Below are 15,287 nucleotides of genomic sequence, written 5' to 3' on the forward strand. Positions count from 1 at the left end.
TCGTTAACAGCCATCTGAGCTAATTATCAGTCGTTTTTAGTTCATCGTCGATACTATTATCCTTATAACCTTTTTAATAAATACATATTAATTTTATAATAACCAATCTATCCACGAAGCCTAAAATTCAAGAAGAAATTCAAAAAGTCACCAGACGCTTTCATGAAATCGGAAAGCGGCCGGTGACTTTTTGATTGATGGTGATGATTCCTCAGAAAGTTCTGCTACCCCATAACGATTGTTCCACATGAAACATTAGCGGCGCTTCTCCCGCTTTACGTGGTCCATAACCTGCTTCATTGCCCGCTTGCTCCCAAAGGCCCGGGCAATCTTGGCATTTTCCCGTTCACGCGCATTCATCCCATTGTAGGCCAATTCGCGCTGCAGCTTCTGGTAACTGGCCAGACGCTCTGCCTCCAGTTGGCCCGTGGCTAAAGCAGCCTGGACGGCACACCCCGGTTCCGTTTGGTGGGTACAATTGCGGAACTTGCAGTGACTGGCCAGAGCCGTGATGTCGGCGAAGGCCTGGTCTAAATTACCGCCCTGAACCTGAAGTTCGCGCATGCCGGGGGTGTCGATCACCACCCCACCCGCTGGCAAACGCAAAAGTTCACGAGCGGTCGTGGCGTGACGACCCTTGTCATCATCGGCGCGAATCGCGCGGGTGGCTAGCTGGTCACTTCCCAATAGCTGGTTGATCAGTGTGGATTTGCCCACGCCTGAAGACCCGATGAACGACACCGTCTGATTGCCCGTCACATAAGCCTTCAACGAAGCAATCCCGGCACCAGTCTGTGCAGAGCACGTCAGCACGTCTACGCCCAATGTCACCGGCGCCAGTTCCGCCAACTTAGCCGCCACATTGGCACACAAGTCAGCCTTCGTCAGCACCACGACCGGCACGGCACCGCTATCCCACGCCATCGTTAGGTAACGCTCGATCCGTCGCACGTTGAAATTCGCATTCAGCGACATACAAATGAAAATGGTATCGACGTTGGCGGCAATCACTTGACCGCCTGCTTGGCCGACCGCACCCCGAATCAGGACGCTTTGGCGCGGCAAGATTCGCTGAATCATCGCCGGCGACTGGGTGGCGGTCACTGCGACCCAGTCCCCCACCGCGGGAAAATCAGTCGGTTGCCGTAACTCATGGCTGAGTCGACCAGCCACCTGTGCGGGTCGACTGCCCTGCGTTGTCATGACTTGATACAGCTCACGGTGTTGCGCCGTGACTCGGGCTAACATTTGTCCGGACACGGTTTTTGCTTGGGTAACGAGGTCAGCGGTGGCGCCAAACGCTTGTAAATCAATGGTCAATTTAATCGGTTCCTTTCATCAATGACGGTCCCCGAAAGGTTAACGAATGCTGGTAATTTTGGGTCACAAAAAGAGCGTAGCCGAAACCACGCCCGAGATTTTTGGGCGCTCGACTGTCAGCGATTCATTCTAACCATTACGGGCACACTAAACACAGCGGAAATTTTTCCACTTTTTTAGCATCCTGCGTAACGCTTAGCAAACGACTGACATCGAGCAACCCTCCGATTCATTTAATTGCCATTAGATTACCATGGTCATACACCGGTTGTCAACACGGACCGCCCTAGCCCAGTGATCGCAACGCCGCGGGAGAATACGCATAATCAACGTGCGCCATACCTGGCACCTCGTCCCACGGCACGGGATAGCCGGCACCGTGAGCACAAAACACAGAATCCGGCGTGTTCGGTAAGTCCGCCACCGGGGCGTAGTCTTGCGCGGCCACGATTTCCGCCTGATTGTGACACGGCCGGTAGCCGTCAACCAAGCATTCCAGTTGCCCCTTACCGTGCGTATACGCCTGCACCTCTTGGGTGTAGTCTTGCATCTCGGCGACTGGCGCCGTCCCGGTCAGCACGACCATGCCATCCGCGCTGGTCGTCCCATCGGGCGTGTCAAATTGCCCATGCATCCGCTGGATATCGTTCATCGCTCGCCCAACCTGGTCCTGGCCAATTTCCAATCGGAATTGATACCAGGGCTCCAGTAATTGGCAGGCCTGTTTTTGGCGTAACATCATCAGGCCTTGCCGAACTGCGCGCCAGGTTGCTTCGCGGAAATCGCCGCCGACCGAATGGACGATGCTGGCGCGGCCGGTGACCAGCGTGATCTTCACGTCGGTCAACGGCGCCCCGACCAAAACGCCCAACTGTTCCTTGGCCCGGAGATTGGTGAGGACTTGATGTTGCCAATTTTTCCCCAGTACCTCTAGTGAGCAGTCCGCAGCAAACGTCAGCCCGCTGCCCCGTGGCGTGGGTTCCAGCAACAGATGGACCTCCGCGTAATGCCGCAGCGGTTCGAAATGCCCGACCCCTTCCACCGGCTGCGTGATGGTTTCTTTGTAGAGAATGCTACCAGCACCAAAGCCCAGCGTTAGGTGGAATCGGTCGCGCAATAATTGCTGTAAAATCTCCAGTTGTACGCTGCCCATGATTTGGACGCGAATCTCTTGCAGCTGGTTGGACCAGGTCACGTGCAGTTGCGGGTCTTCGTCTTCAAGTTCTTGGAGAACCGTCAGGCAACGATGAATGTCGTTATCGCCAGGATCCACCGTGTAGGTCAAGACCGGTTGAATCTCCGGCGTTCGACCAGCGGCCTGTTGTCCCAATCCTTGCCCCGGATGCGTGTCCGTTAAATTCGGAATGGCACAGACTTCTCCCGCCACGACTTGGGGGTGCACCGTAAATTTGGACCCGTTATAGACCCGTAGCTGATTAACCTTTTGCTCCCCCAAGATGACGTCCTTGTTAGCCAAGACACCGCCGGTCAAGCGCACCCAAGTCAAGCGCTCGTCCTGGTCATGAGAAATTTTAAAGACCTTAGCCCCAAATTCGTCGGGATAGTTATTCTCTTGCGTCCAATAAGACAATCCAGACAAGAAATCGTCAACGCCGTCTAATTTTAAAGCTACGCCAAAGAAACACGGGAAGACCTGGCGCTGGTGAATCAGTTGCCGGACTGTCTTGTCAGCCAGCTCTCCCGTCTCCAGGTAGTCGGCCAAGACATCATCGTCTTGCATGGCTACATTTTCCGTCGCCTCCGCGGATAAGTTTGTCCCTTCAAAGGCAATACAGCCTGGCGAAAAGGTCGTTTGTAGCTGTGATAAGACGCGGTCCCGGTCGGCCGTTACGGCGTCCATTTTATTGACGAAGACGACCGTGGGCACCTGGTAGTGCTCCAGTAAGCGCCACAGTGTGCGGGTGTAGCCCTGAATGCCGTCGGTGGCCGATACCACTAAGATGGCATAGTCCAAGACACTGAGGACCTGTTCCGTTTGCGAGGCAAAGTCCACGTGTCCTGGGGTATCCAACAAAGTCAGCTGTAGGTTCTCGTAGGTCAGGCTCGCCTGATGCGAGAAAATAGTGATTCCACGCTGTTTTTCTAAGTCGTCGGGATCCAAGAACGCATCCCCGTTATCGACGCGACCCAACTGCCGGACCGCGCCGGATTGGTACAAAAGCGCCTCCGATAGCGTGGTCTTGCCGGCATCCACGTGGGCAACGATTCCCGCTACGATGTGTTTCATCACTCCATGACTCCCTTCCTACATCGTTTTAGTTCATGCCTAATATTTCTAGCGCTTTTTCCGTCGCTGACGTTTCCGCGCAGCCTTCATTGAAATAACATTCCCCTGCCGGTGTTTAACCACTGGTTGGAAGGTCGCAATATTCCGTTTTCCCGCTTCAGCAGAGAGATAGCCGTCGTCAACCAACATCCGCATTAGCGCCGTCAACAAGGCCAGTACTTGTTGTGGCTCATAGCCATCTTGACGAATCCATTGGGCAAAGTCTTCCCAAATAACTGCCGGACACTCATCAATCGCGACTAGTTGTTGACTGTACAACATGTCAGCGAGTTGCGCCAAAACGTCCATCAGTTTAAACGCCCCCTGCCACGAGTCGCCGGTTAACGGGTACCGGGTCCGTAATAACCATAAACGTAGCCCAAAGAAAATGCTCTTGCCGTGGGCCATTCTGGCATCCGCCTGGCGCCAACGCCGACCACTTACCTCAGTGACATGGGGTTTCGTTAAATAGTTCTCTTGCGGATCCGTATCAAAATTAACTGCCAGATCGGTCATCAGATCGTCATCAGCTAACAGGGCTTGGAATTCTTCAGCCGTGAAATCTGTCCCATCCGGGAGACGCGCACCCCCTTCATAGGCGCTGTCCAGACCTCTTTGGGCATTTACCTTATCCATAAAGGCTTGGACTGCAGCATCATCATCGGGTTCGATGCCTTCAGACCGCATCTGTATAATTGCTTGTTTGGCTGGGCCAAAATTGTTAGGGTCCTGAGCTTGAGCAACTGCTTTGGGTGCGATGGCGTTTAAGTAGCGCTGATAATTTTCAGCGCGGTTGGCATTCAACCACCCTTGTTCGGCCGCAAAAGTCATGACGTGGCCAATGACTGGAATAACCGCCCCGATTTCTGCTGCTGTCAAATCTAAATTTGACACAAAATAGCCACATAAGACGCTAGATAAGACTTTCTTCGTCCAGCTCTTAGGGGTCTTGCGATACGTGTCATAGGCTTGTTCGCTCAGCTGTTCAACGGCTAACTCTAACGTATCCCGGGTTAGTCCAGGATTGCGGTCTTTACGCCAACCTGGACTTTTTAGATAAGCCGCGACCCACTTGGCTGTGTACCGTTGAATGTTGTTTGCTGTATACTCTTGCCACGCTGGCAAGCTAGGGCCACCAGTTTCATCAAAGTCACGCCCCCTCGTGGCTGCCAGATTCTTTTCCTTCAGCTGGTCATCAAGCATCTGTTCATAACGGTCTAGGGCTGCGACTAAGGCCGCTGTCTGAATCTTAGTGGTCCCGGTCTCAGCTAGATAATGCAGAAAACGCTTGATAACGTTAAAACTAAAAATTGTGAATCCATCAGCTCCTGGCATATTCTTCAGGTCAGGCATTTCCATAAAATCCGCTAAGGCTGGTAACACTGTCTGTACTGTCCACTGATGAAAATTCGCTGATTTGCCACTGTCGTCAATACCCGAAAGATATAGTTCCAACGTTCGTTCGACCGCGTCACGAGGAAATTCAGCCAAATCACGATAATCTGCCGAATTCTGAAATCCTAACCAAAGGGCTTTTTCTACTTCATTTGCCACTAGTGATGCCTCCCTATTCTGGTGTACCATGGGTCAATTTTACCGTACCCACGCGGAGAATGCACCTGGTGACGATGTTTCTAGCTGATTTTCAGCTTTCAACCATGACTTCATTGGCCCTGCCATCCCCACTTATCTCGTCTTGAATTGCCGAGCTAATTTTTTCGTTGCGTAATATTGGTAATTGACCCGTTTACCATTGGCTGAAACTTCCTGTACAACTTTGACTTTCTTGCCTTTGCGCTTAATCGTTGCGTGTCGATAATAGCCAGCTAATGGCAAAGTGATTTGGTTTGTCCACGGCTCGACCCGAATCAAGCCCTTCTTCTTCGTCGCGTACACCCAGTCCATGTGCTTCTTCGTTTCCTTGACCGGTAGCTTTCGCGCGTGCAATGGACTGCCCACGAAGTTTTTAGTCATGTTGGCGAGGAAGTAAAATTTGTGCTTCGTGAAGCGCACGCCATTGTAATAGTGATATCCCCCGACCTTGCCGACATCTTGATACCAAGTTCCGCGCAACGCCCGCGGAAATGTTGCCAAAGACGTCTTGTGTTTTGCTTGAGCCGTCACGGGACTCATGGCTCCTGTCGCGCCAACCAGCAGGGCCAGCGCTACCCAGTTTGTCAGTTTCATCAGAATGCCTCCAAATAAGTTGATTTGCTAGGCAGGACCCACAGACAGCCGGCCTAGTTGCGTTTAGCATACCGGTTCGCTGGCGTCGGGTCAACGCTATTTATGATTAAAAAATGACCGACAACTGGTGTCGGTCATTTGCTTGAATTTCGCTGATTTTAGGATGGTGCCGAGGTAATCGTCCAGTCTAGCGTGGAGGTGTAGTTTCCTGGATAGATGGCTTGGCTAGCGAGAACTAGCTGTAACTCTTGTCCGCGATTAGCATTTAACGAACCCACTTTAATGCCCGCCCCAGCCGACAAGACGACTTGATTCGTATCTGTCAGTTGCTTGACCGTACTCCCGTTGGCGTAACTCAGCTTAGCTGTCAACGTATGCGTCCCGTCCGAAAACGGGGTCGCCTGCCGCAAGGAAATGGTCGTCGCAGTCTTGTCTCTTCGGTCATCCGTCACTGCCAGTAGGTCATCACCGCCCAAAACCTGACCTTCAATAACTTGATCGACATTGGCATAAGATAACGAGCCAAACGTGACATCCCCTGCTTGTGCTGTCAAAGTATTAGAGGAGAAGTGCAGATTGATGTCCGGACTAGTATAAGTATCAAAATGATCATCCTTCGCTGTACCCAGAACCGAGTTGGTCCCCTGTGATGCCTCCCCACTTAGACTAGACGCATCAGTGTTGAACGCTTCCATTTGCAAATTCGTCGTAAAGTCAGTATCCGTATCCACTAATGATTTAAAATCCACTTCATATGAATGCGAGTGATTGCTACTGAAATCAATTGCCTTTCTAGTAACCAAATAATACGAATCACCTATCTTCATTGGTGCCTGAATATCCGATGTGCCATTATCAACTTTGATGGCTGTATCGGAGCAATAAGCCGGTACTTTGATGAAAAGCAGTCCCGCCTTCATCTTCGTATCAGGGTTCGTATCCGTAATCGTCCCAGTGATTTTAACCGTATCCCCACTGACAATGTTTGTCAGTACGTGCGCCGTATTTCCAGTATTATCAGTTGTGTCCGTGGCCGTACCCGTAATAGCAACCTTGGGGGTGTCACTATAACTGACATTGAGCTGAGCGCTATTCGTCGTAATCGTCTTCGAGTTGATTCCTGACTTAATCGTGATGTCAGCATAGTAGTGTGCCTTATTGTCAGCCGAAGTCGTTGTTGGTGTAGTATACGTTAAGCTAGTTCCACTAGCGACTTTAGTAGCCGTACTGCTACCGGCCGCTTTTTTGTACCAAGTCACAGCGGCTGGTGTAGTCGGAAACTTCCCCTGAACTGTGAAGGTTGCTGTCTTACCTGAGTCTACCGTCTGATCATCTAGCCCGCCACCAACTTTGATGGACACCGAAGAACTCTTAGTCGTGCCATCCTCATTCGTAATGGTACCGGTAATATTTACGGTACCCGATTTACCATCGCTATTCGCAGTCACAATCCCTGAATTTTTATCAACCGTAGCCAGACTAGGATCACTACTAGTCCAAGTGACGTCACCGGTCGCACTTGTCGGGGCTGTCGTCGCATGAACCGTCGTCGTTCCTGCTTCATCCTGATTGCTGTATAAATAGTGATCATCTGCCGTAACGGTAATCCCTGTGGCATTGATTGGACTCCCCAAGGCAGTAACCGCAGCGACTCGTGAATAGTAATATTCATCCGGTAACAGCGGCGGAACAAACAGGTAATACCCGAAAGATTCTTGATAATAAATAGTTCCTGGCTTAGTCGGCGTAACACTCAATGTCGAGCTTGTTGCGCCTTTAATGGCTGTCCAAGTAGCACCGTTATTTGTCGATTGATACCATTGAAAATGATTATAAGAAAGACCATTGAAGAACGTATCCAAGAAAGAGTAACCGACTGCAGTCGTTAACTTCTTGGTTGTCCCCACGGTTGTGTACGTATCCTGTGGTTGCGTCCGAAATCCTGTATTCGAATACCAAAACAAAAAGCTGCTCGGATCTTGGGTTGGCGTTCCATATCCCGTGACTGTCGCGGCCTGAGCGACGACTGGTGTTGCGCTAATCCCATTAAATAGTCCAATTGCTACCAACAACGTCAAAATCCCCACGAGTAGTCGACCCAATTTCTTACCCGCCATAGCGTCCTCTCCTTTTAAAACCGACCAGCTAGGCCCTGCCAGCTACAGTCGCGCACGACCAAACAACGTGACAACTAGCCGCTAACCTAATGCTATAACTCAGCTGATGCGCTCATTTTACTGAGACTGATTCACTAATGACCGGCCACCCTTAGGCCCACGTTGCGGCCATTTAAAGTCGACGCAAGCGGGTCTGGGACAAAACCGCCCAAACTCTTTTTGTGCACCAACTTTAAATGGCTGAAACCTCGCCAAAAGGCAGCTGGTTCCGCTTAAAACTGATAACTGAAGGTTGAAATTAGCATTAACCCGATAGTCCCTGGAACGACAGTGTTCTGTCCGCTAAAATTAGTGAAACCAGGAGCCTGCGGTAGCCAGAGATTCCACCTGCTATGGGGGACACCTCCAGCCTGAGGGGCGGTCTTCCGGTTCGCTTGAAAGCCCGGCAAAGTTCGCCAGGCTCCCAAGTCGCCCCACGCTGTAGGCTGAGAAAAGGCCTCAGCCAACACCGTCGACACAGCTGGCTCCACCTCTGGCTGCCTCCGGCGAGTTGATGTTTATCAGCACCATTGTGAAGACTAGTCGCTAGATCAGCCGCCACCTGGGGCTAAGCCGACTTTTGCTGGCAAACACTCTTGTAGCCGAGAGTCCGCCAAATATGGGTTCAGCCGTGGGAGTTGCCTTAGCGGCGCGGTTTATGCCGCTAAGGCAACTGGCGTCTTTGAGACGCGGGCTTCGGCTCAAAGCGAGGCCGAGACCGCTTCTCAGGCTCGGTCCGGTCCGCCCACCGCGTTCCAACCCATAGTTGGCGGACGGTAGGCGGCCAGTTCGAACTACGAAGCTGTGAACGATCAATTTTTACATCATGAGTCGCATGGTGACAATATTTCTAGCTAATATTTATCTTTCAACCTTTAGCTGATAACCGCCTTTTGTCCCACTCTCATCTGAGCTGGCCGATTAAGTTACTTATTCAGGAATCACTCTCACTAATTTTATTATAGTTTTTATTTCTGCGGAATATCATTTTGGGGTTAAATTATTTTAACTATTCATGCATAAGGCCACGATTATTCTTCAAAAAAACAGACAGCCCCACCATTTGTGAAGACTGCCTGCCTCGCTATCCTTATCCTGCTCGCCGACTTAGCCCCAGTGCCAACCCAATATACACTAGCGAGACAGCTGTCAGCACCCAAAACATGCCCTGGTAAGCCACTAATTCGACGACCCCACCTAAGAGCACGGCCCCCAACCCCATGCCCAGGTCATAGGCGTTGAGAAACATGCCAGTCGCCGTGTCACGGTTAGCGGGCGTCGTGATCTTGAAGACCCACGCCTGCAACGTCGGGTAAATAGCCCCGTCCGCGACACCGTAGAAGACCCCTGCCAGCAGCAATACCCAATTACGGTCGATCACCGCGATGAGCGCCATGCCGACCGTCAACAACACCGTGCTCAGTAGCAGAATCAACCGGGGTCCCCGGTGATCAAAGGTCCGACCGACGATAGGCCGAATCACCACGCCCGCAATCGCCGCAATAAAGAAGAAGCCCGAGATGCCGGTCAACTGCCGCAGTTGCGCATAAATGGGGGTGAAGGTCATGACCCCACTCATCAAGACACCCAGGATAAAGACCAATCCACACTGCGGTAGAAATTGCCGATCAAAGACCGGTGCAGCTTGGTGCGTCTTCACCGGAATCACCGCTGGTTGACGGGTCCCCAGAATCGCCAATCCCGCCGCCAATAAGATGCCCACACAGGCCGTGAAGAAGGCGGTAAAGCCATAGTGATGCACGACACCCAAGGCCAGCAACGGCGCCAATGAGGCGGTCACCATGGTCCCGATTCCAAAGTAGCCCATCCCCTCGCCAATTTTTTGGCTAGGCAATTCTGCGGCGGCCGAGGTGGCAAAATAAGTCGTGGTCAGGCCGTGCCCCAGACCATTGAACAACCGCAACCCCACCAACAGGCCAAAGCCACTCAGCAGTGGGTAGCCGATGGCCGCCAACAGATACAACAGGATACCGCCCAATAATAGCCCCCGCTTGCTGAATTTCGCAGAGAACCATGGCACGAACAGCCGGGTCACCAATGAGGCAAACATGATGGCGCCCACAAAGATGCCAATTTGCCCCGGTGACAGCCCTAACCGCTTGCCATACAGCGGCAACACGGGCACCTGCATGTTGTAGACCATGAATAACAGGGCGTTGCCCACCAAAATTAAAATAAAATTACGACTCCAATACGATTGTTGCACCTAAATTCCTCCCCTAGGAAAACAAAAAGGGCCAGATAAGATCACTGAAGCAATCTTATCTGGCCGTAACCCTCCGATGCGCTGCCGCACCTTGTCTAACATTTAAGTCTTCCGATAGTCTATTAAGTTAGTTAAAAGTGTAGCGCACCGACCGGTCAGAGTGCAAGCAAAAGTTGCTTTGTTTCACGTGAAACATTAGCCTTGCGGGGCCGAAATAAAGGTCCACTGCAGCGTTGCCTGATAGTGCCCCGGGTAAATCGCAGACGGGGCCAAGCGAAAATCCAAGTGTTGGCCGTGGCCCGGTCCCAGTGACGGCACCGATTGGCCGGCCGCAACCGTCGCAACGGATTGGGCCGCCGTACCCAACAGCAAGCGCTGACCTTGCCCATTGTCGTAATGTAGGACGGCCGTCAGTTGGCGGTCACCAGCTTGAAAGGCCGTGACCTGCTGGAGGTCGATTTGCGTGGCGGCTTTTTCCCGCCGATTATCCACCACCGCTAACAGGTCGCCCGTCCCCTGTGCGGCCACGTCTTGACCAAATTCATCTGGCCCCACGGTTCCAAAATCTACCGATTGTGCGGTCGCTTGCAGGTTGCCATCGGAAAAATTCAACGTAAGCGGCTCCCCCTGGTAGGTCCCCAAAATATGATTAGCGGCATCGCTCCCCACTAGTTGTACGCGCGTCGTGTAGTGTAAGGACGTGGTTTGTTGCGAAGTGAAGGTCACGACAAACGCATGCCACAGGGCATCTCCCTTAAAATCTAGGCCGCTTGCGATGAAGTCTACCGCGGTCCCATCTGTAGTCGGCCGCTGATAGGCTTGCACCTCCTTACCATTGATTTTGATGGTCACCTTTTGTGCACTCCGCGGCAGCCGCACGATGAAGTCCCCGTCGGTCAATCGAGAATAACTGTTTTGATCCATGATGATTCCGGAGATTTGACAACGGTCACCGGGAATCACGTTGCTTAACGCTGTCGTCGTGTTCCCACTACTAGCGGTCAAGTTCGCAATCCGATTATCCACCGCCACTTGTGGGTCTTGGCTGGGATTCACGGTCAGTTTGGCCCGATTAGTCGTAATCGTTTGGGTCTGCGGCTTTTCCTGTTCATCGAACATCGTCACTGTGACCTCGGCATAAAATTGCGACTGGTCGTCTGCCTGCGTCGTCGCTGGCGTGGTGTACGTCAGGCTCTGGTTCTTGGCCACCACGGTGTCCGCCCCCTGAGGCGTCACCTTGTGCCAAGTCACGGTATCGGGGGCCTGTTTTCCCGCACCGGAAATGGTAAAGGTCGCCGGTTGATTCTCATCAACGGTTTGGTCCGTCAATCCCCCACCAATCTCGATGGTCGTACTGGCCGTCACATCGGCACGGTCGTGGTTCTTTAAAGTCCCGGTCACCGTGACCCGACCCGCTTTACCAGCCATATTGGCCGTCACCTTCCCTGTGGCCGCATCCACGGTCGCCAGGCTATCGTCACTACTGCGCCAGCTCAAATTACCCGTTGCGTTGGCGGGGGTCGGGATCCCGTGAACGTAAGTTGTGGCCGCGACCTGCTGGTTGTTATACAGGTAATCACTGTCGCTGGTAACTTTCAAATCGGTCGCATCCACGGGCGTTGGTAACGTTTTAACCTGAGCGACGCGAGAATAGTATGTCGCCGTGACTAACGGGAGTGGAAAAAGGGTGTAATACTGAAAGGATTGTTGGTAGTAAATAGTTCCCACTTTGTCTGATGAAAGGGTGAGATCGGCATCAGTTCCCTTCCCGACCTTCTGCCAGCTTTTACCAGCATCCGTCGATTGGTACCATTGAAAATGGTCTTTGGCCATAACCGACACGAGGGTCCACATCGAGTGGGCAGTATCAGTCGTTAAGATTTTAGTTTCGGGTGAGTTCAAATAGGTGTAGCGGTCATCCGGTTGTAGGCTAAAGCCCGTATTCAAGTAAAAGCCAAACAGGCCAAACGGCGCTGGACTGGGCGTTCCTCTACCGGGGACCGTGACAGTTGGCGCGGCGTGCACAGTCGCCGGGCACAACTGGTTAAGCCCCACCATCACTAACATGATTCCCAAGATTATCCCAACACACCGCATTCTCCGCCCCATTGCTGGTCTTCCTTTCTGAATAATTAATTCTAACCCATCGTTTTACTGGATTAGAAGTAAATATGGTTAATTGGTTTTAGCTTACGTTTAGTCTATCTCTGAACTATTTAGTCTTCAGAAAGACTGTCGCCTTGCTCATCGCCAAGCACCACTCATTTGCCCCCATTATAGTCATCTCGCGGGGTAAGTGCTACCGTCACATATAAATATTTCAAATAATAGACCATTAACCGTTTTACCATCAAAAAAGGCACTGCGCCCACGAATCGTGGCGACGCAATGTCATTTTGAGTAACTCAGTTTAAGCGGAAAACGTATCGCCTGGTAGCTTCAACAGTCGCGGCTTACTGAAGTAATAGCCCTGCTTGAGCCTGATCCCCAGGTGGCGGCTCAGTTGACTGTCCGCAGCGGTTTCGATGCCTTCTAAAACCAGCCGTAAGCCATATTCCTGGGTGATGGCTCGCCAAAAATGGATTTTTTCCTGAATTTTAGGATCGCTGAAATCCTCCGCAAAATTTTGTAACGCAAATTTAACTTCGGAGACCAGTGGCAATAATTCCTGAATACTTGTGAAATAATTATCACCAGTACCCACGTCATCCAGAGACAGTTCCATCCCCTGATCGAGGAACTTTTTTAACTGTGGCATCAGTTCCTGGACCGGATACTGTTGCGGTCCGTCGTCTTCCGTTAGCTCGACGACCAGCCGAGTGGGATAAATCTGTTCTTGGCTTTTCATAATCGCTGAGGCAATTGACGTCGTCATTAATTGCTCACGGTTGACGTTTACTGAACAATATCGTACTTTAGGCGATAAAACTTTCGTCGTTTCCACTAACAGGTCAGCAACAATTTGTGAGTCGATGGCCGAAAATGATGCTGGTAAACGCCAACCGTCAGGGGTCAATTGCTTCATCAACAATTCATAACCGAAAACCGTCTTCGTTTCCGTATTAATCTGTGGTTGCACAAAATACCGATAGATTGGTTCCAAAAAATACTACCCCCTCATAAACAGTTTGCATTGCTTTATCTTATAGAACAGTATACTATAATGAAGTCAATTAGTAATAGAAAGAAATGATTAATGTTATGAAAGTCGTCGTCATCGGCTGTACCCACGCGGGCATCGCGGCGGTAAAGCAAATTTTAACGTATTATCCAGAGGCAGACATCACGGTCTACGAACGGCAAAACACGATTTCGTACTTGTCTTGCGCAACCTATCTACATATCGAAGGAACCGTCGCTGCCCTGGCCGATGCGCGATACGCCGAGCCGCAGGACTTTATTAAGCGCGGCGTGCACTTGGCTACGAACCACGATGTTATCCGCATCAACGCGGCTGCGCACTGCTTGCTGGTGCAGGACCTCCTCACGAAAAAAATCAGCCGAACCAGTTATGACAAACTGATTGTGGCCACCGGGTCAGTCACAGCCATCCCGGCTATTTCTGGGGTGGAGAATCCCAAGGTGTTGTTGTGTAAGACCTACGACGAAGCCCACGACCTGTGCGCCTACGCGGCGGACCAGCAAAGCGTCGCCATTGTCGGGGGCGGTTATATCGGTGTCGAACTAGCGGAAGGCTATGCCACAGCTGGCTACCAAGTCCTGCTGATTCAAAAACCGGCTCACCTACTCAACGGCTACGTGGAACCGGCGATTGGTGATAAGATCTTACGACTACTGACCAGTAAGGGCGTGAAAGTCTTGACTGACACAGTGGTCACCTCATTTCAAGACGCGCCAGACGATCAACTGCTGATCACTACCGACCAGGACAGCTACCACGTCGATATGGCCGCCATTAGCGCTGGCATGTTGCCACAGACCGACCTGTTGGCAGGACAAGTGGAAATGGCCAAGAATGGCGCCATTTTGGTGGATGATTACCTCCAGACGTCGGACCCCGATATCTTCGCCGCGGGCGATGCGGCCATGAGCCACAACAATCCCACGGACGACAGCGTTTATGCGCCACTGGCCTCTAACGCGGTGCGGCAAGGTACAGTTGCCGGCATCAACGTCGGTGACCGCCGACTCCGAATGCTGGGCACCCAGGTGACGACGGGCATGAAAATTTTCGAGCACACCATGGCCTGCACCGGTTTGACGGTCGCGGCGGCTCAAGCGGCAGATTTGAACGTCGGTCACGTCGAATACACGGGCACCTACCGGCCCAACTTCATGCCGGCCCCCCACCCCATCACGGTGGAGCTGGTGTATGACCGGAACAATCGCAAGATTCTCGGCGCCCAGCTACTCTGCGCCCATGACATTTCTCAGGCGGCCAATACCGTCTCGGCACTGATTCAAAACGGCGGGACCATCGATCAGCTGGCCTTAATGGACATGCTGTTCTCGCCTAATTTCAACGAACCGTTCAATTACCTGAACTTGGCGGGCCAAATGGCCGTGGAACAGGAAAACGGGTATTGGCGAAGTTAACTGAAGGTTGAAAGTAGCATTAACGCAATAGTCCCTGGAACGACAGTGTTCTGGCCGCTAAAATTAGTGAAACCAGGAGCCTGTGTCAGCCAGAGATTCCGCCTGCTATGGGGGACACCTCCAGCCTGAGAAGCGGTCTTCCGGTTCGCTTGAAAGTCTGGCAAAGTTCGCCAGTCTCTCAAGTCGCCCCACGCTGTAGGCTGAGAAAAGACCTCAGCCAACACCGTCGACACAGCTGGCTCCACCTCTGTCTGCCTCCGGCGAGTTGGCGATAATCAGCAATCTTGTCTTAATTAAAGACTAGTTGTCAAATCAGCCGTTACCTGGAGCTAAGCCAACTTTCGCTAGCACGTACACTTGTAGCCGAGAGTCCACCAAATATGGGTTCAGCCGTGGGAGTTGTCTAAGCGGCACGGTTCATGCCGCTTAGACAACTGGCGTCTTTGAGACGCGATTTCCGGCTCAAAGCGAGGCCGAGACCGCTTCTCAGGCTCGGTCCGGTCCGCCCACCGCGTTCCAACCCATAGTTGGCGGACGGTAGGCGGCCAGTCCT

The 15,287-nt window shown here is 52.0% G+C and carries 9 protein-coding genes; 1 reads left to right on the forward strand and 8 read right to left on the reverse strand.

The window, feature by feature from the left end:
* Positions 1 to 255: 255 nt before the first annotated feature.
* The 8 genes from rsgA to EKM83_RS00335 all read right to left on the reverse strand — a co-directional run bounded on the left by rsgA (position 256) and on the right by EKM83_RS00335 (position 13,280).
* Positions 256 to 1,320 carry a ribosome small subunit-dependent GTPase A gene (gene rsgA / locus EKM83_RS00300; RefSeq protein ID WP_225418594.1) on the reverse strand — a complete coding sequence of 355 codons (1,065 nt, stop codon included), beginning with the start codon at positions 1,318 to 1,320 and terminating at the stop codon, positions 256 to 258.
* 286 nt (positions 1,321 to 1,606) lie between these two features.
* A complete protein-coding gene (locus EKM83_RS00305; protein ID WP_125574660.1) occupies positions 1,607 to 3,568 on the reverse strand; it encodes an elongation factor G in 1,962 nt (653 codons plus the stop codon).
* A 48-nt stretch (positions 3,569 to 3,616) separates the two neighbouring features.
* Positions 3,617 to 5,161: a hypothetical protein gene (locus tag EKM83_RS00310; RefSeq protein WP_125574661.1), complete on the reverse strand. Its 1,545-nt coding sequence runs from the start codon at positions 5,159 to 5,161 to the stop codon at positions 3,617 to 3,619.
* Between the two features lie 132 nt (positions 5,162 to 5,293).
* Positions 5,294 to 5,794 carry a hypothetical protein gene (locus EKM83_RS00315; protein ID WP_125574662.1) on the reverse strand — a complete coding sequence of 167 codons (501 nt, stop codon included), beginning with the start codon at positions 5,792 to 5,794 and terminating at the stop codon, positions 5,294 to 5,296.
* A 158-nt stretch (positions 5,795 to 5,952) separates the two neighbouring features.
* Entirely contained in the window at positions 5,953 to 7,911 is a 1,959-nt protein-coding gene (locus EKM83_RS00320; RefSeq protein WP_125574663.1) for an Ig-like domain-containing protein, read from the reverse strand.
* A 1,129-nt stretch (positions 7,912 to 9,040) separates the two neighbouring features.
* The gene (locus EKM83_RS00325) at positions 9,041 to 10,177 is read right to left on the reverse strand and encodes an MFS transporter (protein ID WP_125574664.1); all 1,137 of its coding nucleotides are present in this window, start codon (positions 10,175 to 10,177) and stop codon (positions 9,041 to 9,043) included.
* A 195-nt stretch (positions 10,178 to 10,372) separates the two neighbouring features.
* A complete protein-coding gene (locus EKM83_RS00330; protein ID WP_125574665.1) occupies positions 10,373 to 12,286 on the reverse strand; it encodes an Ig-like domain-containing protein in 1,914 nt (637 codons plus the stop codon).
* A gap of 301 nt (positions 12,287 to 12,587) precedes the next feature.
* Positions 12,588 to 13,280, reverse strand: coding sequence for an EAL domain-containing protein (locus tag EKM83_RS00335; RefSeq protein ID WP_125574666.1), 693 nt, complete (start codon positions 13,278 to 13,280; stop codon positions 12,588 to 12,590).
* Positions 13,281 to 13,366: 86 nt separating this feature from the next.
* Between EKM83_RS00335 and EKM83_RS00340 the strand changes: the two genes are divergently transcribed.
* Positions 13,367 to 14,734: an FAD-dependent oxidoreductase gene (locus tag EKM83_RS00340; protein WP_225418595.1), complete on the forward strand. Its 1,368-nt coding sequence runs from the start codon at positions 13,367 to 13,369 to the stop codon at positions 14,732 to 14,734.
* Positions 14,735 to 15,287 lie beyond the last annotated feature (553 nt).

Source organism: Levilactobacillus angrenensis, from assembly GCF_003946085.1.
GTDB lineage: Bacteria > Bacillota > Bacilli > Lactobacillales > Lactobacillaceae > Levilactobacillus > Levilactobacillus angrenensis.